Source organism: Pseudoalteromonas sp. MMG033 (assembly GCF_057197785.1).
This window is the reverse complement of record NZ_CM170070.1, coordinates 3466953-3491077: the sequence shown is the minus strand read 5'-3', so window position 1 is coordinate 3491077 and position 24125 is coordinate 3466953. Positions and strand designations below refer to the sequence as shown.

Genomic DNA, 24125 nt, shown 5'->3' with positions numbered 1-24125 from the left:
CTTTGAATTAATATCGATATCTATCAGTTAATTACACATGTCAATTTAGTTAAATTGACAGCTCAGAACGTGCATTACACACGCTCACTAAGGATAAGTTGATTATGTGGCTTGAACTACAACAAGAGTTTTATCTCGTATCGTGTTTATTAACATTATTTTGTGCAGGCCAAATGCAAAGATTCGAGCGTAGCTTTAATACCCGTTTGCCACTTTTGACCTTAGCGAATTGTGCTTTATTGCTGATCCCATTCACCAGCTATCTTCAAATTAAGTTTAATATTCATACACCTTTACTTTCCCAGTTAGCCAACAACTGTATCTTATTATTTTGTGGGCTTGCTTACTTGTTCTATCGATATAAGGTAACACCCAAGCTCAATACAATCTTGCTACATTGCACGCCTTTTTTTGCTTTTCTAATAGTCAAACTCGCCGACTTTCATACTCAAACAGCGCTCATGTATGTTGTCTATTTTGGCTTGATGTTCAGCTATGTAACGGCGATCTGGCATAGCCAAGGTGTAGCAAACGAAAAAACGTTAAAGAAAAGTAAGTTATTGCTGTACTGGGTCGTGTTTGTAGTTACACTCAATGGCGGTGTTGCCATCGCATTTTTAAGTAAATCAACATTGACTTACCCTCTTTGGCTACTATTGAATACCAGTGTTTGTGTTTATTTACTGGCATGTTCTTTCACTGCGGTCTATCGCATCAAGCAAACTCACCTTGCTGGAACAGTTAGTGCACCAATATTAGAAAAGCAGCTGCAACTAAGCCCATCGATTGCCCAAAGCTGCATCGATGAGCTCAAACAGTTACTTGAAGAAGAACAAGTATTTTTAGACAACCAATTGACGCTTGCACAGCTTGCAGACCAGCTTGGACTGACTCAACATCAAACCTCAGAGCTGCTCAATGAGCATATGAACAAGAGCTTTTATACATTACTCAATGAGCATAGAATCCATTTCGCTTGTGAGCTACTCAAAAAAAGTACAACAAGGAATAACATCACTCAAATCGCTCTTGATAGCGGTTTTAATAATAAAAGTTCTTTTTATACGGAATTTAAAAAGCAACTGGGCACTACCCCGAGTAAGTGGCGGGCTCAATATGCATAAACAGCTTTCATAGTTATACAACAGGATAAGTCACTGCTCTCAAACTACCCCTTTAATTAAGTGAGGATTCATTCATGCTAAGTAAGTTATTGCTTAGTGGCACTTTATTTACATGAATGAGTAAAAAGGAAATTGAGTCGTGAAACGTTACGCTGCTTATGTCGCACTTATACTTACAATAATCTGTATTGCTCCTGTGTTTATGCCAACAACGCTATGTGGCCCACCACCACAGTTAAAAATCCAATCAGATGTCGCAGTGATAGGCAAAATATTAACTTTAAACGACAAGACACTTAAACAGTATACGAGTCGCGCCGACAACATAACACAATACAAAAACACACTCACCAATACGTTAAATGATTCTCCACTCGATCCATGGGGTAAACCATACGGCTTTGAATATTTAGGAAGTGAACCTAAATCTTTTATCATTTGGAGTATGGGTTCAATTGACTCAGAGGAAGGTTTGATTATGTATTTATTCAAAGAAGAAGGTAACACCTACAAAGTATCACCACTAACAAGGCAAAGTGATGAATAGTACATATCTGGAGAGTAACCATTGAGCAAGCCCATTGTCGCGTTATTAATGTTAGTTCCTTTATTGCTGTTAGTATTAATATATCAACCAACAATACATTGTTATCCGCTATCCCCAGAAAGAGCAGCTCAGCTGGATATCCAACAATTAGGCACTGCCGCTGCCTTATATAGCAGCCTTTTAAAACATGATATTAGTCAAATCAAAGAACTACACGCCCTTGAGCAAACAACCCCTAAACTAATCGATAATGTCCCCCTAGACCCTTGGGGTAAACCCTACCATTTCAGATTTTTAGGAGGACAAGCTGAGGCTTTTATTATTTGGAGTACAGGCTCTTTGGACTCAGAGGCGGGCTTGATAATGTTCACCTTTACAAAAGTGAATGGCGACTATAAAGCCGCTAGATTACAAAGTGCCGAGCAACATACACTGCTCAATGTTTTAAGAGGTGAAAACTGAAAAGCATTAGCCTCTTGCTGACTCTGTCGCCGCGCACACATAAGCCCAAGCTTGCTGACCTGATTGAAACTGCCCTGCTATCCTAACGTATTCATCCACCTCATACTCATCAGCCTGAGCAAGCTCCTCTGGGGTGATTTCAAATACCGTGCCCTCAACAATATCTAACTCGTAGCCTGTGTATTTCAAAATCGGATGTATGTCTTTACCACTGGTTTTAATCACCTCTGCATCGGTAATTTTAACCTCAGATAGCACATAGCCAACAAGCTGATCTTTTTCGCCTTTTAGCTTACGGCCAAACGTTTCAATTTGAACATGTTCTAACTGCAATGTGCCATATGAAAACAACTTTTCCATTTTTAGCCTCTCCAATTGAGTAAAGTAAACGATTAGGATCTGAAACTTATCTCGCAGAGTTCTAAAGTGCAAGCTTCTGATTAAATTAATAAATAATTAAATATGGTGGGTTTTGTAGCGGGTTTTAAAAGCATTACTTTATCAATCACGCTAACCACAAAACTTGGGTAGCGTGATTGCGATGCGACTGGAAATAAAACAGCCTTAAATAATCGTCTTACGGCTTCTAAGTAAGCATTTTTCGTCTTTACTACACTCTAGTTTAGTGTTGATCAACTCTTCATACTTATCGACAAAGTAGTCTTTCGTTTCAACCGAAGCATCTTTAAAGCTGATAAACGAACCATGAGTTTGCGGAATATCATAGCTGCGGCATGACTCAATCCAGTCTTGCGCTCTATTTTCATAAAAACGCGTGGCAATTTCTTTCTCTTTGCTCACTGGCTTATCTTTGTCAGGTTGATCCCACCATGCTTGATATTGAATGGTGAAAGGTCTGTCTTGATAAGGAAATGCACATGATACTCTTTCACTTAATGGGGCTTTGAACTTATTTGTGTAGAACGGCCCACTTATTGCGCCTAGCGTAATATAGGCCGATACCGTCGAGTCACTATTTTGATCAAAGAGCAACGTTGACTGTAAAGACATCACAAGCGCTTCTCGTCCTTGCTCATCCCAATCAGGGGTTGGCATTCTCGACGTAATTTTATGCGGTGCAGGACCATCAGGTTCAAGCTCAATACCAGTACTGCGATCCCAGCTATCAAAATTCAAAGCATAGCCATTTGCATTACTGGTACTTGAATGTACCTGAGTATCTACATTAACCTTTTTATACAGTTCCGACAGTGAATTAGCAGCAGTTAATTGTGAAGTTGCCCCACCAGTCAGGCCAACAATTTTTGCCCATGCAGCTAATAACGCATCACGCTCTTCGACTGTGCCACCAAAATGTCCATTCATTTGCCAATCTAGCACAGCATCTTTGCTGATTTCAGATGCACAGGCCACCGCTTTGGCGTCAACTTTTAAGTTAGTCCCAATTAAGTTCTGATTTTTATCGCTTGCAATTAAGTGCTCCCAGGCTGCAATAATGGTCGTTGCTTTAATATTTTTCAGTGCAGGTATCGTGTCACTTTTAATAACAAAACTTTGTGCGATTTCTGGCAGTTCGAATGGTTCAAAGAAAAACTCTGTGACTACACCGTAACTCAGCCCACCGCCACCGCGTAGGGCACTTAAAAGCTGACTATTATGAACAGACTGAGTTTTATTATGGTAAGTCGCGCTTTCGCCAAGGTATTCAACCGTGCCATCACCAAGCACAATCGTTGCACCCGTTAACCGCTCACAGCCCATACCATATCTGCGTGTCCAAGGCCCCCAACCGCCACCCATTGTGTAGCCAGCAATCGCTACTGTCATACAGGTTCCATGCGGGATCCCAAGGTTATGCGCATCAAGCACCTTTTTTATATCGACAAACTTTGCACCAGGCTGGATCCTGACTTGCGCTTTGTCATCACTTACCTCAACCGCATCCATGCATTGGAAATCAATCAGTACTTTTCCCGTAGCAACACACTCACCTTCGTGGTCATGGCCCCCAGATTTAACAGTAAGATCGATACCCTCCCCCTGCAAATACGCGATGAGCCCAGAAACCTTCTCAGTATTGGTCACATGGACTACCGCGCTTGGTACAAAATCAAATTTGCGATTAAATACTTTACGAGACTCGTTGTACTTACCATCTAACTCTTTTAATCCATCATTTGGATAAAACACATTACTCGTACCAACAATTGACTCAATATCATCTTTTTGGCATTGGGTTAAAAACATTGCGATGCTTCCTTTTATACGTGCTAATACAATGCCTTTATTGTGGGTGGAGGTATAAAATAAAACTATTACAGGTTGTTACAGCTATATTATATCTTGGTGGAATAAGGGGTAGGTTCATAGCCTACACAACATCGAAAATATGAATAGAAGTTGGAGTTGAAAAACCTATCAACTCCATAGCTTAATGACTCTAAAACTTATAGAGATAGCTAGTAACCCCTACCAGCTGTTTACTCATCACTCAGCTTTAACTTGAATGAGACCAATAAGGCCAACCCTGGGTGCCTTCTTTGCACTTGAACCTCTCCTTGCTGTGACAACACTAGTTCGCGGACAAGGGCCAAGCCAATCCCCGTCCCTTTGGTATTTCGCGTCAGTTCGCTGCTCCCTCGATAAAACAGCTCAAATATTTTGTCTTCTTGCTCTTTGCTTATGCCATTACCGTAATCTCGGATCTCCAATTGAACCATATTTTGATTTGTGGGGTGCCTGCAAAAAGTAAAATCAATTTTCTTTCTATCATTGTCATCTATGTTTGCTGATTCAAAAAACTTGATGGCATTGTCCGTGATATTTATCACCACTTGCGTAAACGCATCAGGCTCAATATACGCTAAAACAGACTCGGGCTCTGCAAATTCCATACAATGCACCTGTTTAAAACCATGCTTGTCAGTCAATGACGAAATTTTAGAATGAATAATGTTTTGTAATACTGTCAGCGGGACATATTCTGGCGCCACATTTTGCTGCTGACGCTCAAAAGCAGACAGCTGTAAAATGTTATCAATGAGCCTTGCTAGCCTATCACTCTCATCACAGATAAAATCAAAATACTCGCCTTGGTGCTCTGGCGAAGCCACCATGCCAGATTTAAGCATCTCGGAATACATCTTTATCGATGTTAAGGGCGTTTTCAGTTCATGGCTTACCGATGAAATAAAGTTAACCTTCTCTTCTGAAAGCGCAAGTTGCTTAACACTAAAGCGATAAAACCCATAGCAAGCAGAAACGATGGCGATGAATAAAATACCGTTAAAAATCAAGCTAAATATGGTTGATTCAGCTAGTGGCATAGGCTTTGATGTCACCGATAGTGTATAGTTTTTATATGGCCAATCCAGTCGAGTTTCATAGATAGGCTGTTGTATGTAACTACTTTCTACTGTTTTCGGCTGTGAGACTGTCGGTGTACTCTCTGAAGGAAGATATAAAAAGTGTGCATGGGGTAGCGTCTCATCCACAATCTTAAGCGTTGCCAAAATCGGTATATCAAACCGCCTATTCTCAAGTATATCCGTCACTTGCTGGTGCAAGTACGGGTCTCTTTTTACTACATACCCTTGCAGCACGGATTGTTCCAAAACAGAGACAACACGATAAAAGATGATATATTCAGGCAAGTCGAAGTTCACATCAAACTGATTTTTTTTAAGGTCTAGTCCAATATTCAACATGGCTTTAATCGATTTAGATTGAAATACAGTGCGATAAACAGATACAGCCATTTCGCGACGCGTAATAGCCTCTAAAGTTTGAATTTCATTGGAAGTGTCAGACAACTCGTCAACTGTAATTGCATTTGGCCAAATTGGAGAATTAAAATTGCCCTTATGATCAATTTGAAAATACCCCACAAGTCCCGTTATATTTTGTGACCCATCTAGCTGTGCTAAAGGTGAGACTACTTTTTGTGTTTGCTTAGTAACTGGGTTATGTACATAGCGATAATAGTTAAATGCATCAACCGGAATTTGATTGCTCACACTGGTCATCCGAAACAGCTTTCTGTTAATAACCCTGACTAAATTACTGGCTTCTTGTTGATACTCAGACAAGCGGTTTTTTTCCGCTTGCTGATAACTAATACAAAACAGTAAAGAGAGGGGGATGAGGAGCAGCAATAAGAGTAAAACCGCCGAAATCTGCAATCGTCTTAAACGCTCAGAATAATTAAGTAAGCGCTTATTTTTTATAAAAGTCATTTGTTATTCTTATAGTGTATAGAGCTGATATCCTTCACCTCTGTGGGTGATTAAGTGCTTCGGTGTTTTGGGGTCTATTTCTATTTTTTTACGAATTTTAGCGATATGAATATCTACCGTTCGCGTATCTATATCTTTGGTTTCTTTGTATCCCCAGACATCTTTTAGCAAATCATCTCGTGACACTAAACCGCCTTTGCGATTTAAATAAGCCAAAATCTCCGCTTCTCTGCGGGTATATTTCATCTCTTTTTGATAGGAGTTACCCGTCAATGACTGTAAGCACACGGAAACTTGCTCACTGAGCGAGATAACATCACCTTTTGCTGTCCACCCTGAGCGCCTAACTAATGCACTGACTCGTAAAACTAACTCTGACGTTGAAAAAGGTTTTGAGACATAATCGTCGGCGCCGAGGGTCAGCGCATTAATGATGTCTTCTTCTGCATTTTTTGCTGTGAGCATCATAATTGGTTGCGTGCGAGAATGAGCTCGAAGTGCATTGCAAATATCAAAGCCATTCATTGAAGGCAGCATAACATCGAGCAAAATACAGGTGTAATCACCGCAAAGCCCCTTATCTAAGCCTTCTTTTCCGTCAACGGCACTGTCTACGTCATAACCATGAAATACAAATAAATCCGTCAAGCCCCTTAAAATGCTTGGCTCATCTTCAACGATGAGCAGTTTTGGTTTAATGCTCAAACCACTTCCTTTTGTTGATGTAAAAATCGATGTGATCGCTGACCTTCTTTCTCATTAGTTTTTATAGATGGCTCAGCAACCCATTTCTGTGAACACGCAGTTTACCAGTTTTCACAAAGGTTTGAATGCAAACTTTTGTAAACTCTCAATGCCCTCGACTTTACTCATTCGCCGACTACTCCCTTAATATTTTATCTCATCAACAGCACAAATAAACGAGTGGGACATTGAATTTTAATGGATATAGTCGTCAACAACACCAAGCGAAATGGCCTGCCATTGATTATGGACACTTTGCTTGCAGCGACAACCATCGTCCATCAAAATGTTACAAAGCAATGTTTTCTAAACCAACCGAATTCTAAATATAGAAAGCAAGTTAATTAGTATAAAGCATGAATAAAAATAAATTTAATATTTTATTTTTAAATATTAAAACAAAACATTAAAGTGGAAAATATAATTTACAGGTTATACGAGCAGGTAATAAATTGATTAATCTGTACAGAAGGATAAAAAGAATAAACTTCAGAAAGTAGAGGATTGCTCCCCTACTACTTATTACACCTTATTAAGGTTGTTCGCACGTAGCTGCTGGGCACGAATAGTCGTTTCCTGTCCAGCAGTCACCACCCCAAGGACTTGTCCAGCGTCTTGCTAATTGATGACCACCAGCAACTTGAGGCGTCATTCCTGCCATAATAGCTTTATTTTCAGAAAGTTTTTTTACTGACTTTTTGTTAAGTTTTAATTTCATTTATTTTCCTTAATGAATTTTTAGGTATTGTTATTGGTATTTCCTTTCATCCACATCAGGTGGATATAAAAAAGTTACATATAAATTCAGTATAAGTAAACAGAAAAACCCATAATAAAAAAAGCACACTGTAACAAATCATGACAATTGAAACATTTTTAAATGAAATCAACCCTTATCAATAGCATTCTCCAACGCAAAAAACTTAAAACCATATTAACCAGATATATTTCTTGATGAAAAATTGATTAATTAAATGGAAAAAACAAACATATTTCTTGATAAAAAAAGCGATTAAGTAAATAGAAAAAAACGAATATAAGACTCTATTTTTTTAACATGTAGACACAAGCACACTGGCAGATAAGTGAGAGGAAGTAGTGCACCATTAGCATAGGTGCACTTAGAAGAAAGGTGTCAACTAGTTACTGCTTTGCCTAACTAATTGATCTAAAAAACGCACACCCCAGCCTTGAGAACCTTTCGGTGCCACCGCAATCGGCTGATTTAACCAATCAACACCCGCAATGTCCAAGTGTACCCATGGAATATCTTTATCTACAAACGTCGCGACGACTGCAGCACCGATACTTGCACCTGGGTTACCTGCACCTGAGTTTTTAATATCTGCAATATCTGACTTAATTTGCTTAAAGAAATTCGGATGCAGAGGCAGAGGCCAAACCGCTTCACCACTGGTTTCACCAACTTGCATCATATTTTGAGCAAGAGACCAGTCGCGCGTAACCATGGCCGCATACTCATCACTTAACGCTCTTGCGGCTGATCCTGTCAACGTCGCAATGTTAACCAGCATTCTAGGTTTAAATTCATCTTGTGCATAACGTACTGCATCGGCTAGTAACAAACGGCCTTCCGCATCCGTTGAGATGATCTCAATCGTCGTCCCTTGCATTGTTGTTAGTACATCCCCCGGACGAATAGCATCTTCCGCTGGCATATTTTCAGCTAGCGGCATCACACCGACAACATTGACATTTTCACCTCTGCTTGCCACAGCCAATAATGTACCGGCAACCGCTGCAGCACCAGACAAATCAGATTTCATCTGCCACATACCGCTGTTTTTCTTCAAACTGATACCACCAGTATCAAATGTGATCCCTTTACCCACCAATGCAATTGGCGCGTCTTTTTTGTTACCGCCACGGTAGTTGATCACCAACATGCGTGGTTCATGGATAGAACCCAAGCCAACACCTAAAATCGCGCCCATATTGCGCTTTTTCATTTCTCTGACTTTCATAACCTTGATATCAACGTTATCGATATCATCAAAAGCATCCTTTACTCTGTCTACAAAGCTCTGCGGATAAATTGATTTACCCGGCTCTGATGCCATATCACGGGTTAGATGTACGCCTTGTACCATGTACTGTAAATCGTCATTATATTTTTTAGTAGCTGCAGCAACGTTGTTACTATAAAGCACAAAGTTACGAGGTAAGGATTGCTTTGCCTGTGATTTATATTTGTCAAAGTGATAATCGCGAAGACCTGCACCCATTGCGACCCAAGCTGAAGGTGTTGCAACTTGAGTATTGAGCGCATCAGTAACGATCGCATACTGAGCATGGCCATTATCTGGTGTGCTCGCCGCTGCGTAGCCACCTAAGTCTTGCAGTTGAGCTTGTGTTAATGCATCAGAGCCAGTACCGATCACGGTAATTTGTGCAAAAGGCGCCAGACCATAAAACGTTTTCGTTTTACCAAACCCACTTTTAAAGCCTGCGCTCTCAATTGCGCCTTGCAATTGACCATTTGTTTTTGTGTTTACTTGCGCCGCAAGCCCGCTTAATGAATTCGCGTTATCAACAAAAATGATTAAACGCTTGTTTTGCGTTAAGTCGAGTTTAGAGAATTGAATATTAGGTAGCGCGTGCGCCATGCTTGCAGCCAACATAGTCAGCGCAGCAAGTGTAAATTTGATCATGCTATTAATCCGCTTAATTAAACCGATAACACTCAAAAGTGTCGCTTTGAGAGCCAAAACCTTAAGTAGACCTGAGTATAGTCAAGGTTTAAGCGGTATGAACTTTACCTCGTATGAGTGAATGTAACCATTTGTTATCGATGAATATAAGCAAAAATGCTGTGTATGGATTAAGACAATTAAATTGCTTTGTATTTTGTATGTGAGAGGACCTATATTAAAACTTTACTTTCAACATTATTCTAGGTCCCCTGATATAAGTTTATTCAAACAGCTCGGAGTTTTTCAAGCGACTGTGGTCATCAAACACTTCGCATGGTGCACCACCACCAACTACGCAACATGGTTGAAGCGATTCTGACGACTTTACCTTCCTACACAATAGCCCTGTGCCCAATGGTCCTGGTTTATCCAATATACAAGGTGTACAACTCGGCGCAAAACAAGCGCCATTTTGGAAATCTTCAAGAGAACAAAGTACAGCCTGGCGTGGGTTGATAAAATGCGCGTTTTCAAGCAGATCAGACGCATCATTAAGTGCTTTTCGCAGCGCTTTTACCGACAAATCTCCTTCTGAATCCTTGACTAAAGATTTGTATTTGGCCAAATAGCTAGGGTCGTTAAAATTTGATGCTAACAAATAGATAATCGCGGTATTTAAGCGCTTTTCTAGCTCCGCCTTTATCCGCGCTTCCTGTGTATTTATACCTTTTGCTGTCGTTTCTTGCCCGTTACTCGCTGCAAACATGGGCATAGCAATAAGAAACATTAAAGATAGTATAACTAGCTTCACTTTAGATAATCCTTTGATATATGTGTGTTCGACACGAAATTACGGACTTTCATAAGAAAAATCTATTACACAGCATTACTCTAAGAAGGCTTATGGAGTAGTCAAAGATCAGTTTCAACAAACATTTATAGCATATGAGTCAACCTCGAATAAATTTGCACAAACCCGACGCTGTAGACACTTGTTATGCATTAAAAAGTTTCATATATTGGCACAGCATTATCTAACCCAAGGAAAATAATAATGAAATCGGGTGCTCTACTTAAAGTGTTATCTTGTCTAACTCTGCTTGTGGCTTCTCAGGGCGAGGCCAATCAACAGAAACTTTTACCTCATGACGGCAAAGCCGATGACAGTTTTGGATTTAGCGTTGCTGTAGACGGTAAAACTGCTCTGATCGGTGCCTTTAAAGCGGATACAAAAACAATTCAAAATGCAGGGGCCGCCTACGTGTATGCACTCGGCAGCAACGGCTGGTACCAACAAGCAAAGTTAGTGGCAGAGCCTGCATTCAGCGAGGACACACTTGGTGGTAATGTGGCACTTAAAAATAATATGGCCATGTTAGGTGTATCAAGAAGAGACAGCCGAGGTAAAGACTCTGGCGCCGTGGTGGTATTCGAAAAACAAGGCAACACTTGGACACAAAAACAAATTTTAACTGCAATTGATGGTAAAGCTGGCGATGTATTTGGACAAAGCATTGCACTGACTGAGCGCTTTTTAGTCATCGGTGCGCCGCACAGTGACGCTCCACACAAAGACTCTGGTTCAGCTTATGTATATACTCGCGAAAACGGTGCTTGGCAGTATCAAACAAAACTCACAGCCAAAGACGGTGCTGCGGATGATTTATTCGGTATTAGTGTGGCGATTGATGGTAATACCATTCTTGTCGGTGCAGACTTACATGATGAAATAGCACAAGAGGCCGGTGCAGTTTATGCCTATGAATTTGATGGTAAACAGTGGCAGCAACAAGCTAAACTGATGGCAAAAGATGGTGGACATACAGATATCTTCGGAGTACGAGTTGCGCTGCGAGGCGATACTGCACTGATCTCTGCCAGAAGAGACGATATTGAAGGTGTAGGTGAGGATGCAGGTTCAGCGTACATTTTTGAGCGCACGGATGGAAAATGGACGCAAACACAAAAGCTGGTCGCGCCAGATGCTCATGCAGATGACCGATTTGCACGCGGCGTAACACTCTCTAATGACACCGCCCTAATTAGTGCGATGCACCATGACGCCAACGGCAGCAATGCAGGTGCTGTCTATATGTATAAAAAACAAGGTAGCCAGTGGCACTACACATCAAAGATCGTCGCCAAAGACGGAAAAATCGATGACAGATTTGGCTGGAATCTCGCGCTATCAAATCAACATGCCATCGTTGCCGCACCACATCGCGATGATAACGGCAATTCATCAGGTGCGGTGTATATGCTGGATTTAGAAGGTAGTAAAGCAGTTGCGTCAAATCGACATGATAAAGTGAAATAATATCCATCTGAATAAATACTAAAAAACAATTAAAAGAGCGATTTTTGTTCATTAATTGTTTTTTAGTAAAATCTATAATCATGAAAAGTCAGCTTACTCCAACCTACATATATTTTCAGACTTCCAATTGTTATAGGTTATTTCTTCCCTTGACGCCTCCTTTGAATTTGTTTACTCCGGTTCCCATGAACTTGATCGTGTTGCCTATTAGTTCCTGGTGTACCCTTATTAGCATTTGGCATATTTGCAGAGTTGTTTCGCGGTGTAATTTTAGATTTTGTCATAACATTTCCTTTTCTATTGTTTAATTGAGTGTTAGTTTTTCATATAAGCAAATAGAAAAAAGGGACTTTTCACTGAAATATGATATTTCCTACAAGCATGAATAAAGGGTTACTGTTTAATTACCTGCCGGAGTTAATCATAATTTCATTAAAGTGCATTTCATCAGAATCAGACTTATTAGTTAAGCTCGCCAGAAAACTTAAAAGAGATAAAAACATTTCACACGATCATCAAATCTTTAGAGATATAAGGCATGGTAGAAGACGATTATCTATTTTTGAATCGTACTTCAATATTGATACTGATTCTCTTAAGCTAAACTTTAGTCGAGAACCTAACCCACAAAATATGGGTAGCTGGTACTTATTAAAATCCTTTGTTAACGGCGGTAAGTATAACAATCAGGAAGAAGACATTGCTTTAAGATATTACTGGAGCTTTCTAGAGGCTCATTGTGACCTTGAGCATACTATTTTGGAAGAACTAAGTTCCGCTAAAAGCATTGAGTTAATAGAAAGTTACTTAAAAACATGGCTTAGCATCAAGACACAGAACAACTTTGATCTAGACGGCAACACCATGTATATTTATTTAGTTAAATCAGTAATGTACTGGGCAGCTTTATTTGAATTATTTTTGGAGCTTGAATTTAATACTACTGAATATTCATATCTCCACAAGGTTTTACCAATCTTCAATGAGAAAACTAACAAACTAAGCCTTTCAACAGAACAGTTCCTTATTAATTTCAAAAAAGCATGGTCACGCGACGAGCATGGCTATGCCAACGAGCGGACTATCAAATGGGCCGACCTATATCGCGATATAGCTAAAAAGAGAATGCAAGATCCAGATATCACGAACCCGCCCATTAGTTCAAACTCTCCTGAGTTACATGAACCTGATATCACCGCTATAAAGAAAAAATTTGATAGATGGCGAAAAGGAAAGACATTAATCTCAATGAACGAAATGAGAAGTTTCATTGCAATTCTCAGGGTACCATTTTCTTACTCTAGAGATGAACTTAGGTTTTCGCACTGCATATTTATTAACTTATTTACATTCATTCAATTACAAGGCTTAGAGCTTAACATCGACTTGAAGCTGCTCTCTGATGCCTTTTCTGATTATAAAAGATACAAAGAAATAGTAAACCGGCGGTATAAAACATATAAACAGACCAAAAAACTAGAGCCTTAATAATTAAATACATATTGCAATTCCCCAAGTCGATTTTTATTTTTAGTCGCTTGTACACAGTTAACTAAACCACATAATCAATCTGCTGCACTAAGTTCGGTGTACCCTGCTCGTCCAGATAAAAACCTGATTTTCTGATTGCACCTTTCAGCTCGCCTTGCTCGCGAATATTCATAGGGGTATCTGCATTTTGCAACCCGATAGCGCCAATATTGGCCTCTGACAGTGTCACCAACTTGTCTTCATCTTTGTTTTTTATCCACACTTTGAGGCTGTCAAATACCTCGTCATTTTCGTCAATAAAGCCGTTGCCATCTTGATCGTATTGAGCTAAATCAGCAAAACCATTACCACTTAACGCACCAAACAGTTCAGTGCCATCATCAATGCGTGAATTATTGTTTAAATCCAGCGCCAAAAAGCCATAGCCTTTTTTAAGATGGGAGAATGTATCTGCTTTGCCATCGGCATCAATATCAAACTGCATCTGCTCACTATCCAGCTCAACTGCCTTATTGGTAAAGCTGATAATCAGCGGATCTTTCATATTTATATCTTCAATCGTACGCTCGTAACTGGTGTGGGATTGCTCAAATACAGACTTAAACGCAAAAGCAATTTGCTCGCCATTTTGGAGTGTAATTTGCCCACCTACTTTAAATACATTAGATTGGTGCTCGTGACTTAAACGCTCAACAATAACATGAGTTGGCTCGGGCTGCTCGGCATCTGCAGCTGCAAGCTCAGCGGCAGCTTCAGCCTCTGCTACGTCCTTACCTATGGTGTCATCGTACCAACTCACTTCTTTTCCGGTTAGCTTCTGTACCAATAACTTAAGAATATACAGCTTAGCATCGTTGCCCATTTCCATGTCACTCGCTGCTTGCTCTGCCTTAGCAACTTCAGTGTCAGCCATGGGCAAAGCACTTTGCTCCTCTTCTGGCATTGTAACTTCTGTACGCTGCTCACTGACGTGAAATTGCCCTTCATGTTTGTTACGCATTTCAATTTGTGCACTTTCAATTTTCATAGCTCCTCCTAACCCATCCATGTAATTTGGTTATCGGCAATAAAGTCTATAAATTGAGCAGGAATTTAAAGAAATAAAAGCAAGGAACAAGCACTATGTGCAGCGGTGTCGCAGCATGTCTCACTCACCCAACTAAGCTGCGAAAGTGGGTGAGTGAATTTACCTTTATTGCCTTAGTCTTACAGTGCTGGGCAACACAGGATCACAGTCATGGTAAAACTCACTACGGTAAGTGTGTGAAACACTATTAATGCAGTATCCATCCGCGTAGTTTGTCGCACCTAAATGCGGGTTTTTAGCCTCCCCATAAATACGGTTACCACTGAAGTGGCTCAACCCTGAGCTAACCTGAAGTGAAAACTCATAGGTAAGCATACCTCTGGCTGTTATATGTGGGCTATGAATTGTGACTTGATTACCGCCAACATAATGCTCACCGATAGCTTGGATCCCTCTATAAGCCCTCTGTAACTCTATGACATTGCTTGAAATTATATTTTCTGAGCATGGCGTCGAGTGGCAAAGTGAGAATATAGCTGATGAAGTAGTGCCTATTGTTTGGCGATCCACACTGTTACTTTGACCATTTGAAAAGAGGCGGTTGTAGTGAACATTGAAATTACTTGCTAAAAGCTTAATGCCATTATTACCAAAAGCATTAATTTCATTATCTGATATAACTCCATAATAACAACGATCCACACAGTCCATACTTTGTACGTAAATTGCGCTTGAATCTAAATAACCATAAACATCACGAATGGTATTTTTAGATACTTCTACCTGACCAGAAGCTGACCCGACTATAGATATTCCCCTGTGCGCCAAACGTCCTTCCCTCACAAGATCTACACCATTAAAATACCTATCAGAACTGGCGTCATACCCTCCAACTCTATCTATGAAATTATTGAAAATATGAATATTACGACTGTTTGTGATCTGAATCGCCCGAGCTGGGTAAATTTCTGAGTAATGCGTTATTGTGCCAGTTTTAAAATCAGTTCCTAAAAAACGACTGAATACCGAGTAAGAAATATCAATGCCATCCACACCTTGTACTTCTACGCCTTTTGTTGCTAAAAAGCCCCCATCAATCACAACTTGCCTGATCTGGCTCCCACTGGCATTTTCGGTAAACTTGAGCATAGCAGCAGAATCGGCAAACTTACTTTTAGCAATAATCTGAGCGGTATGCCCTATACCTTCAAATCGGACAGGCCTATCAATTATCAAAGGTTTGGTAATTAATATGGGTTGTCCACAGATATAAATATTACCTATCCGGCTATCGGCCAAAAAGCTTCTTAGCGCCTCTTCTTTAAGTTCGGGTGGATTGCTATCATCCCACCCCCAACATAAGTCTCCTTCATGCCGCGCAAACACGGATACAGATAAAAGTAGTAATACGATTCCAAAACAGATTCTTTTCATTTTTGTCCCTTATGAAAAATAATGAGTCTGGTAATACAATCCGCTTTTTATTTCAGTACAAAAAAACAACCTCAAGCAAAAAGCAGATAATCCAGTCGACTGAATTAACTTGAGATATTCACCTTTTAATCTGCCAAGCTCAGCCCAGACATCGTTGTCAGGCCAAAGCTCAGCATCTTTTATAGGCCGAATTTATTGCTCTACTAACTTCAAAATGATTTCCTCAAGGTAGTTAAGATACATATCCATATAAGTAACGCCATTTTTATCATCTGATAACCATGGGTTCATCAAAGTATGTCGTAAGACAAACAGTGCGTTATCTTGATACTCAACCTGTTCAACATCTCTCACAAACGAGTGCGGATCAAGACCAAGCTTAATACATAAATTATGTGCTACTTTATCATTGATGTTTTTTCTAAAAATAGAAGTATAAGAGCCAATAAACTCCTTACTAAACATTGGCGTCGACTTCTCAATTTTAATGTGCTCAAACACTTTGCGAGTAAAGTCATTTAACACTCGAGTACTGGTGTTACCCGCGGGATTAATAGCCAAGCAAATCAGGTTTGTGTCTGGCTCTATGGGCGCAATCAAGGTCGCTTTGCCTGCCAGTTTTTCACTCAATGCTGCAATCTTATGGTAAAACACTTCTGTGGTGCGAATTGTGCTCGCTGGTAATTTTCCGAAATGCTCAGCATTGAGTGGTAAAACATTTTGCGCCACATAACTTGCTGCTGCGGCTGCTCCCGGCTTTGAGCCTTCCATAATATACTGACCTAACTGATTTAATTTAGGCTCAGGCTCAACAAATCGGTTCTTTTTATCAAATACATAGGCAGCTTCTTGCACCACAAAGCCACACATATTTTTGTTTCTGGCGATAAATGCACCGCTGCCAAAGGGCATATAACCTAGCTTATGTGGGTCAACCGTAATGGAGTCAGTCTCACATAGCGCGGCAAATGCATTGTAGACTTTGACAGATGGGAAGTATTCAAACCCTGCTTTGACCTCTTCATGCTCGCGCATTCGATTGTCTTCATTTCTAAATACAGACGACAAGTAGCCACCCCATGCGGCATCCACGTGAATATAGTAATTCAATCCCTCATTTCGGATCATTTCGTCACGCAAAGATACAATGTCAGCGATAGGGTCAACGGTACCAAACTCAGTAGTCCCCAAGACGCCAATCACCGCAAGGACGGTACGGTTTTCAGATTTAGCTTTAAGCAATAACTGCTTAAGTGCTGCGGGGTCTAAGCGCATTTTTTCATCTGTGGGGACTTGCCATAGGTTTTTACTGCCTATACCCAAAATCTTCATGGCTTTTATCCATGAATAATGAGCAGTGGCTGGCACAAACACCACGGGCTGTTTTAAATCTTTATGTTGGTCAAAAAAGTCAATGTGACCTTGGTGCTCAATGCGCTGCTCTCTAAGTAACTCGATCAGTTCATCATATTTCTCATCACCCATGGCTTTGAGCTTATTTAAGCAATTGACACGAATTTGCACTACTTCGTCAATCGAGAGATTCATTAGCTCCCAAGTAGACATGCTTTGCAATGAACGCCCTTGCCCATCCACAAAGTCAATATCTGCCAGCTCACCACAGCGCTTTACCGCCAATGGGTAGTACTTCACGGAGCGAAACATCCATAAGCTCTGATAGTTCGCCACCGTACCACCTGAGGTTAAATGTCCCCAAGCGACTGCACCTTTGTCTGTATCCAAGTTATAGCCAAACATTTGCGCTAGTTTATTACCCACTTCCAACTCCATTTTAACGGTGACTGGCGCAGCTTCTTCTGTAACATTATTGGGGTTATACAGCGCAGTAATAAATTGCGCCAGCATTCCCGGTAGCAGCAAATCAGACGCCATATGCCCAATATAACGTGGGTTTGAAAACGGCACTGATTGCTTTAAATCCGCACTCAGCTTATGCAGTTCTTGCTTAGTTTTAGCCATGGTTTCTAGGTAATGGGAAGACTGTTTTTCAATAATTGAGACGGGCGGTAAATCTTCTGGATGAAAACTACGTCGCCAATAAACGTGATCCCGAAAGAACTCTAAAAAGATATCTTCAAACTCGTGGTTATTTTCACCATAAGAGCCAAGAAAGTAAGGAGAGAAAAGGCGTATATCCATGTTAGTTTACTCAGTCTGTATATTTAAACAATCATTCACCATGCCATCGCGTTAATGCGCTCACATGCTGCTATCCTGTGCACTGTATACCGCTCGTTTTCCCGTATAGTTAGGGCAAAGCAATATATGAACGCATCAAGAATACGTTTCATAGACTCAGTAATTAATAAAAAATTTAATTGAAGTGTGTTTATTAAACAGTGGTTTGAGGTAAAACAAACTTAAATACAAATAATGACGCTATTTTTTGGTATATGCCTATATTCGATAAACAGCTTAACGAAGCTCCTTCTTCGAGCCAGCAATTATTTTTTTAGTTCTAACAAATCCCACTTGTTGCCATATAAATCTTCGAAAACGACTACAGTTGCGTACTGTTCAACTCTTGGCTCTTCATGAAACACTACGCCATTGTCTTTCATAAAATGGTAATCACGCCAAAAATCATTAGTTTGTAAGAACAAAAACACCCGTCCACCGCTTTGGTTACCGATCGCCTGTCGTTGTTCATCATTGCTTGCTTTTGCCAACAGCAAATTAGTGCCATTTGAATTTGGTGGGGCAACCTGAACCCAACGCTTACCAGCACCTAAATCAGTGTCTTCAACTAGGGTAAACTGTAGTTTTTGTGTGTAAAACTCAATGGCATCATCATAGCTTTCAACGACGAGTGCGATGTTACCAATTTGCTGCTTTATTGGCTGGGTCATACTTTTATCCATGAGAAAAAGCCCAGTTTATACTAGAAATTACGCAAGCAATAAAGTCGCTCAAGATGAGGCGCGTAACACCTATCGGAACAGATTAATAAGTAATATCTGTGCTAAGTACATATTTAACACAGGATAAGACTTTGATTAAATTAAAGCACCCCGCACTCATCTTGGCGGTTGAGATATGACGCTGTTAACTCAATACGACCAACAAAAACCTGTTAATCAATATGCGCCTGATGTGCTAACCACTCCTCACGCGCCATCCAATAACAGATGTGATTCACTCTATGGTCATATAAAAACTCAGCGTCAGGCTTAAACTCTTTATTCACAAAACCTAATCGAAGCGCAATGTCTTGGCTTTTGTAATTGTGCTCTGCAATAGAAAGGGAGACCTTATTAAGCGCTAAGGTTTCAAATGCATGATCAATTAAGTAGCTCACAGATTGGGTTGCAATACCCTGCCCTTGATACTTTTTAGCAAGCCAATAACCAATTGATGCACATCCATTTCTTTTATCTATGGGATGATATCCACACATGCCTACCAAGGCATGATTTAAATATATCCCGCCCATCAAACCAAGCTCATCATGTAATTGCTTTTGAGTTGTTTTAATGAATGCTTCAGAGTCTTGAACTGACTGGGTAAAATCAAGCCAAGGTAGCCACTGTTTTAGATACTGCCTGTTGTCATCAACGAGTGTAAATAACGTTGGGGCATCCGACAAAGACAATAACTTCAAACAAATTTCATCATTTACTTCTAGTTTTACCAAGGCCTTACTCCTAAGTGTAAAATACTACAACAGGTGTTTTTGTGTGTTTTACTGTGCACCTTCGCTCAGTTAACTATATTTTTGTAAAACGCAGTTTTTAGGCTAATTACAAATTCTTTTGTAACTTTAAGTACCCATAACAAAAACTATCAGCATATTCATTGTTTGTGAAGTATCTACATAATTATTCTCAACAAATAAAAAAACCAAATAATTAACATACTTTTAAACCCTCTTTGAACAACAAACAGGTAGACTATCGCCAATTGCATTTTGTATTAGGTTAATAATGAGACCATCACTAGTATCTATCGCCTTAGCTGCCACTTTGCTAGGCACAGGCTGTCAGCAAACATCAACGCAAACAACGACAACTGACACAGCCACTGTTAACGACACCACGATACGTGTTGCAACGTTTAACGTGAGTATGGAAGCAACCAACTATCAAGCTGATAAAGCGTTAGATGTTTCTGGTAACGTATTAACTAAGGCGTTAAAAAGCGGTGAAATAAAGCAAATCAATAATATTGCCGAGATCATTCAACGCACACGTCCTGACATTATCCTTTTAAATGAATTTGACTATATTGCCGACCCTGAGCAAGGTATAAACTTATTTAAAAGTAAATACTTAGAGGTATCTCAAAATGGCTTTGAGCCAATTTCTTATCCTCATGTATATTTAGCACCTGTCAATACGGGCGTTAAAACACCTTTGACTGGCAAAGACAGCAAACTCACTCATTATGGATTTGGCAAATATCCGGGCCAATACGGCATGGTGCTGCTATCAAAGTTCCCAATAGACGCTGATCAAGTACGTACTTTTCAAAACTTTTTATGGAAAGATATGCCAAATAACATGATGCCAACCACCAAAGATGGTAAGAGCTGGTATGCTCAATCTGAACGTGACATCATGCGCCTTTCTTCAAAGTCTCACTGGGATATTCCAGTTCAGATCTGCAACCAGCAGCTAAACGTGCTTGCTAGCCACCCAACGCCACCTGTTTTTGATGGGCCTGAGGATAGAAATGGTAAAAGAAATCATGATGAACTAAGGCTTTGGAAAGACTATATTTCTGCAACTGGTCACAAATACATTTATGATGACGCAGGTGTGAAAGGCGGTTTCAACGGTTCATCTTTTGTGATTGTCGGTGATTTAAATGCAAGTGACGTCGATGGTGATGGCCACCCTAATGCCATCAAGCAGCTCCTCACACACAGTCGAGTAAACAATTTAGCAACGCCTAAATCAGAAGGTGGAAGATTAAACAAACCGCAAAATGCAAATGCAGTGGCACACACTGCACATTGGGGAATGCGCGCTGATTACGTGCTGCCATCTAGCGATTTAAATGTCATTAATGGTGGTGTATTTTGGCCTGCACAACACGAGCCCGGCGCTGAATTAGTGGCTAATAGAGCTGCTTCTTCTGATCACAGATTAGTGTGGGTTGATATTCTCCTGCCAAATACTTGTGTAAAATAATTACACACGAGCAGGCTAATTGGCCTGCTCAAAACCTGCCTTTTTCCTCTGGCAATTTCCAAATAGAATGTGTGAGTCCAAAGCGCTCAAATATTTCTGTCGCTTCTTGCACAGTCCACTTTACCCAATCAGGGCTCAAGTGTCGCCCGTACCAAGCTTTTGAAAACGCCCAAACCTGCTCCATTGGCTGAACATCGCCCTTATGCATGTTGTGTCTTTCACACCATGCATCAATGTCAGATTCAGACTCAAACATCAGCATAGTACTGCAAGTGTAAATTACATTATCCCACGCTTTCTCCATGGGAATAGGAAAATGAACATACAAATGCTTGTTCGCTATTCTTCCTTGTGTGATTTCAATCTCAACCTGTTTTGACTCGCTACCTAGTGTAGTTGTTATGGTCAAGTCTCGATCAAGTAGTGCAGCTGCCCCCAAAGCACACCAAGCGCAATTTCCCCACCAGCCCATATCACCGGAATTAATCCAAAAATTAGTTGGCGCAGCAGAAAACGGATGCATCACCCAAATTTCATTCGATATTGGGTGCAAAACAACACCATGTTCCGCTTGTAACAACTTTAGTGCCTTAATAATACAATCTTTATTGAGTCCAAACAAAACGCTCAATTCGTCTATACTCGGCGCTTTTGCATGCTCAACAAAATGCGTCATTATCTCATAGTGTAGTCTTGAGTGAGTTATTACCATTGAAATCTCATCGTTTAAATCGTGTAGAGATAACTTAGCTGCCAAATCTAGGTATGGCAAAACAACCACATCTCACAGCTGCATTAATAAATATCGCTAAATTGCGTTTCAAATCCAGAGTAAACGAGCGCTTTAAGCTTGGTAAACTTAATACCCTTTGTGTAATTGCTCATCAAAATCAGTAGCTCATCTGTTTTCATATTTCTGATAATAAACGCATTTGAGCCAAGTTTATCATTTGAGTAAGAGACTATTTCAGGGCGGTGCTTATCAATAACCCAACCAAAACCATAATATTCGGTTGAGCCATCATTGAGTATAGCCGGGGAAAATGCCTCATTTAACAACGAAGGCGGCAGTAATTTATTACCGTTTAGGCCTTGATGCCACTTTAGAAGATCGACCGCAGTTGAATAGACAGCACTTCCGCCTGTCACGCCTTTAACTTGGACCTGATCATTTTGTTTGTTACCTGACAGCCCGTAGACTCTATTTTTAAACTCAGCATTCTTTGAGAATGCCGTGAATATACGTGTGTTATGCATATTGAGTGGTCTAAAAATATGCTGCCTAGCAAATTCTTCTAAAGACTGTTCAGATACACTCTCAACGATATGCGCCAGCATCACATAATCAGTATTGCTAACGTTATACTGACTTCCGGGAATAAACGCCAAGTTTGGCGTAAATTGGATAAACAGCGACACTATATCTTTATTTGTAAATAGCTGTTTTGATATGGGCTTATCTATCAATTCCTCATAGCTCACGATGCCCGAAGTATGTGTTAGCAAATGCCTCGCTGTTACTTCTGAGTAAGGGAAATGAGGTAAGTACGCCTGAATCGGTTTATCGTAATCTAACTTACCTTGGTACCTAAGTATCATAATGGCCATTGCAGTAAATTGCTTTGACAATAAACCCAAATTAAAAGCTGAACTTTCAGTTATTAATTGGTTAGATTGAGGATGGATCTGCCCTACAACTTTGTGAAATAGCACTTGCCCTTGACGGGCAAACAAAACGCTACCACTAAACTCTCCCTCTTTGCCTAGCATATCTATTTGCTGAGTGAGCGCTCTAGCTTTTAAAGACTCATCTAAGGTTGAAAACTTAGCAACAGATGTAAAACTGCATAAAATTAATATAATGTATAAATAAACCGCGTTTGTTTTCATAACGTTATCCTTGTTATTCTAACTAACATCTCATTCGATAAACTAACTTATACCCGAGCTAATTGCTTACTGTGCCGGTTAGATTTACTGTACTAAATAGTTAAATCTAAATAGGTTTTGTCGCATGCTCATTTTGATATATCCTGTTAGCAATATTGGCGCTTAAACCGGCGTATTTTTGTGCGTGTACTCATCATTGGCGAAGCCGTATTTAATTGGACCATACGCCCAAGCGTCCACTTTTCATACCAAGGTACTTCATACAATTCATGGTTATTTGAATTTACGATCAGTGTTCGAATCTCTGTGACACACACCTCGAGCTCAGCAAGCAAATCTTCGTATTGCCAGTCAGCATATGTTTGATGAAAATGCTCTGCCAATAACCCTAATTGATTCCATTTAAATCCGCGTTCAGGGAAATCCACTGGTTGCGCTTGTTGCTTTAAGTGATACCACTTTAAAACAAGATTCCCCCACCCCAATAAATAAGCCAAGGTATCGCATACGCTGACAACGGAGCCTTTGACGTTCCCTTGTACACCTAGAACTCGAGACTTACTGGCAGATATCGAGCGATAATCTGCCATTAATTTAGGGAAAATCGTGTCAATGGCAGACAACAGCTCTTCTTTATTTGAAGCAATTCTAGACATCGCATTTCCTTGCTGTCGTTTTCTAAATGAAGTGGGTAGGCTTAAACGTCAAACGACATTGTAACCCCCTGAATCCACACTCACTATGCTGTTTTTACCGTACTAACCGGCACCCAGCCAATTTCTCCTACACCTCTTTTCACCCGATATCACGCACTTAATTCAAAGAGCACTGTCAGGTTTTCACCAACCGAGGTGTTTAACTCATTATTATCATAATCCTGTGTAAGTACCCCCTCACTTGCTACAGAACCCTTTCCAATGTACTGAGTTGGCGCCCACCCTTGTTGGCCCGACTGTGTTTTAATGAAAACCCAATTTGGAAATTCATCATCCATATTACCAAGCGTTACTTGCTCACCTTGGTTTAAAAAAAAGGGCTCTGGAAACTCAGAGACATGCGCCTCGACAACAACTACTTTCATATCTA

General features: G+C 40.2%; 22 protein-coding genes. 6 read left to right on the top strand and 16 right to left on the bottom strand.

What is annotated here, in order from left to right; translation table 11 throughout:
• The first annotated feature begins 104 nt into the window (after window positions 1-104).
• The 3 genes from AC2CZC_RS15195 to AC2CZC_RS15185 all read left to right on the top strand — a co-directional run bounded on the left by AC2CZC_RS15195 (window position 105) and on the right by AC2CZC_RS15185 (window position 2133).
• Window positions 105-1124: a helix-turn-helix domain-containing protein gene (locus AC2CZC_RS15195; RefSeq protein ID WP_484582439.1), complete on the top strand. Its 1020-nt coding sequence runs from the start codon at window positions 105-107 to the stop codon at window positions 1122-1124.
• Between the two features lie 139 nt (window positions 1125-1263).
• Window positions 1264-1671 carry a type II secretion system protein GspG gene (locus tag AC2CZC_RS15190; protein WP_484582438.1) on the top strand — a complete coding sequence of 136 codons (408 nt, stop codon included), beginning with the start codon at window positions 1264-1266 and terminating at the stop codon, window positions 1669-1671.
• Between the two features lie 21 nt (window positions 1672-1692).
• Complete coding sequence (locus tag AC2CZC_RS15185; protein ID WP_484582437.1) at window positions 1693-2133, top strand: type II secretion system protein GspG; 441 nt, start codon at window positions 1693-1695, stop codon at window positions 2131-2133.
• Window positions 2134-2139: 6 nt separating this feature from the next.
• Here the strand turns inward: AC2CZC_RS15185 and AC2CZC_RS15180 are convergent, their stop codons facing one another.
• The 7 genes from AC2CZC_RS15180 to AC2CZC_RS15150 all read right to left on the bottom strand — a co-directional run bounded on the left by AC2CZC_RS15180 (window position 2140) and on the right by AC2CZC_RS15150 (window position 10538).
• A complete protein-coding gene (locus tag AC2CZC_RS15180) occupies window positions 2140-2493 on the bottom strand; it encodes a gamma-glutamylcyclotransferase family protein (protein ID WP_484582436.1) in 354 nt (117 codons plus the stop codon).
• Between the two features lie 204 nt (window positions 2494-2697).
• Window positions 2698-4341 (bottom strand): FAD-binding oxidoreductase, encoded by a 1644-nt coding sequence (locus tag AC2CZC_RS15175; protein ID WP_484582435.1) that lies wholly within the window; start codon window positions 4339-4341, stop codon window positions 2698-2700.
• 233 nt (window positions 4342-4574) lie between these two features.
• The gene (locus AC2CZC_RS15170; RefSeq protein WP_484582434.1) at window positions 4575-6329 is read right to left on the bottom strand and encodes a sensor histidine kinase; all 1755 of its coding nucleotides are present in this window, start codon (window positions 6327-6329) and stop codon (window positions 4575-4577) included.
• A 9-nt stretch (window positions 6330-6338) separates the two neighbouring features.
• On the bottom strand, window positions 6339-7034 hold the full coding sequence (locus tag AC2CZC_RS15165) for a response regulator transcription factor (RefSeq protein WP_484582433.1): 696 nt from the start codon (window positions 7032-7034) through the stop codon (window positions 6339-6341).
• A 571-nt stretch (window positions 7035-7605) separates the two neighbouring features.
• A complete protein-coding gene (locus AC2CZC_RS15160) occupies window positions 7606-7791 on the bottom strand; it encodes a hypothetical protein (protein ID WP_484582432.1) in 186 nt (61 codons plus the stop codon).
• Between the two features lie 421 nt (window positions 7792-8212).
• A complete protein-coding gene (locus AC2CZC_RS15155) occupies window positions 8213-9745 on the bottom strand; it encodes a leucyl aminopeptidase (protein ID WP_237138762.1) in 1533 nt (510 codons plus the stop codon).
• A 262-nt stretch (window positions 9746-10007) separates the two neighbouring features.
• Window positions 10008-10538, bottom strand: a complete 531-nt coding sequence (locus AC2CZC_RS15150) for a hypothetical protein (RefSeq protein ID WP_237138763.1) — start codon at window positions 10536-10538, stop codon at window positions 10008-10010.
• A 243-nt stretch (window positions 10539-10781) separates the two neighbouring features.
• Between AC2CZC_RS15150 and AC2CZC_RS15145 the strand changes: the two genes are divergently transcribed.
• Window positions 10782-12044 carry an FG-GAP repeat protein gene (locus tag AC2CZC_RS15145; RefSeq protein WP_063364085.1) on the top strand — a complete coding sequence of 421 codons (1263 nt, stop codon included), beginning with the start codon at window positions 10782-10784 and terminating at the stop codon, window positions 12042-12044.
• A 363-nt stretch (window positions 12045-12407) separates the two neighbouring features.
• On the top strand, window positions 12408-13532 hold the full coding sequence (locus tag AC2CZC_RS15140; RefSeq protein ID WP_155733176.1) for a hypothetical protein: 1125 nt from the start codon (window positions 12408-12410) through the stop codon (window positions 13530-13532).
• Between the two features lie 64 nt (window positions 13533-13596).
• Here AC2CZC_RS15140 and AC2CZC_RS15135 read toward each other — a convergent pair whose 3' ends face one another.
• The 5 genes from AC2CZC_RS15135 to AC2CZC_RS15115 all read right to left on the bottom strand — a co-directional run bounded on the left by AC2CZC_RS15135 (window position 13597) and on the right by AC2CZC_RS15115 (window position 19651).
• A complete protein-coding gene (locus tag AC2CZC_RS15135) occupies window positions 13597-14562 on the bottom strand; it encodes a hypothetical protein (protein WP_484582431.1) in 966 nt (321 codons plus the stop codon).
• A 165-nt stretch (window positions 14563-14727) separates the two neighbouring features.
• Window positions 14728-15996, bottom strand: a complete 1269-nt coding sequence (locus AC2CZC_RS15130; RefSeq protein ID WP_484582430.1) for a hypothetical protein — start codon at window positions 15994-15996, stop codon at window positions 14728-14730.
• A 192-nt stretch (window positions 15997-16188) separates the two neighbouring features.
• Window positions 16189-18156 (bottom strand): pyridoxal phosphate-dependent decarboxylase family protein, encoded by a 1968-nt coding sequence (locus AC2CZC_RS15125; protein ID WP_484582429.1) that lies wholly within the window; start codon window positions 18154-18156, stop codon window positions 16189-16191.
• 305 nt (window positions 18157-18461) lie between these two features.
• On the bottom strand, window positions 18462-18866 hold the full coding sequence (locus AC2CZC_RS15120; RefSeq protein ID WP_484582428.1) for a VOC family protein: 405 nt from the start codon (window positions 18864-18866) through the stop codon (window positions 18462-18464).
• Between the two features lie 224 nt (window positions 18867-19090).
• Window positions 19091-19651, bottom strand: a complete 561-nt coding sequence (locus AC2CZC_RS15115) for a GNAT family N-acetyltransferase (RefSeq protein ID WP_484582427.1) — start codon at window positions 19649-19651, stop codon at window positions 19091-19093.
• A gap of 289 nt (window positions 19652-19940) precedes the next feature.
• Here AC2CZC_RS15115 and AC2CZC_RS15110 point away from each other — a divergent pair, with 289 nt between their 5' ends.
• Complete coding sequence (locus AC2CZC_RS15110; protein WP_484582426.1) at window positions 19941-21149, top strand: endonuclease/exonuclease/phosphatase family protein; 1209 nt, start codon at window positions 19941-19943, stop codon at window positions 21147-21149.
• A 28-nt stretch (window positions 21150-21177) separates the two neighbouring features.
• Here AC2CZC_RS15110 and AC2CZC_RS15105 read toward each other — a convergent pair whose 3' ends face one another.
• The 4 genes from AC2CZC_RS15105 to AC2CZC_RS15090 all read right to left on the bottom strand — a co-directional run bounded on the left by AC2CZC_RS15105 (window position 21178) and on the right by AC2CZC_RS15090 (window position 24120).
• The gene (locus AC2CZC_RS15105) at window positions 21178-21861 is read right to left on the bottom strand and encodes an alkylmercury lyase family protein (RefSeq protein WP_484582425.1); all 684 of its coding nucleotides are present in this window, start codon (window positions 21859-21861) and stop codon (window positions 21178-21180) included.
• Window positions 21862-21944: 83 nt separating this feature from the next.
• Complete coding sequence (locus AC2CZC_RS15100) at window positions 21945-23039, bottom strand: serine hydrolase domain-containing protein (RefSeq protein ID WP_484582424.1); 1095 nt, start codon at window positions 23037-23039, stop codon at window positions 21945-21947.
• A 146-nt stretch (window positions 23040-23185) separates the two neighbouring features.
• Window positions 23186-23695 carry a ClbS/DfsB family four-helix bundle protein gene (locus tag AC2CZC_RS15095; protein WP_484582423.1) on the bottom strand — a complete coding sequence of 170 codons (510 nt, stop codon included), beginning with the start codon at window positions 23693-23695 and terminating at the stop codon, window positions 23186-23188.
• A gap of 149 nt (window positions 23696-23844) precedes the next feature.
• Window positions 23845-24120: an SH3 domain-containing protein gene (locus AC2CZC_RS15090; protein WP_484582422.1), complete on the bottom strand. Its 276-nt coding sequence runs from the start codon at window positions 24118-24120 to the stop codon at window positions 23845-23847.
• Between the last annotated feature and the right edge of the window lie 5 nt (window positions 24121-24125).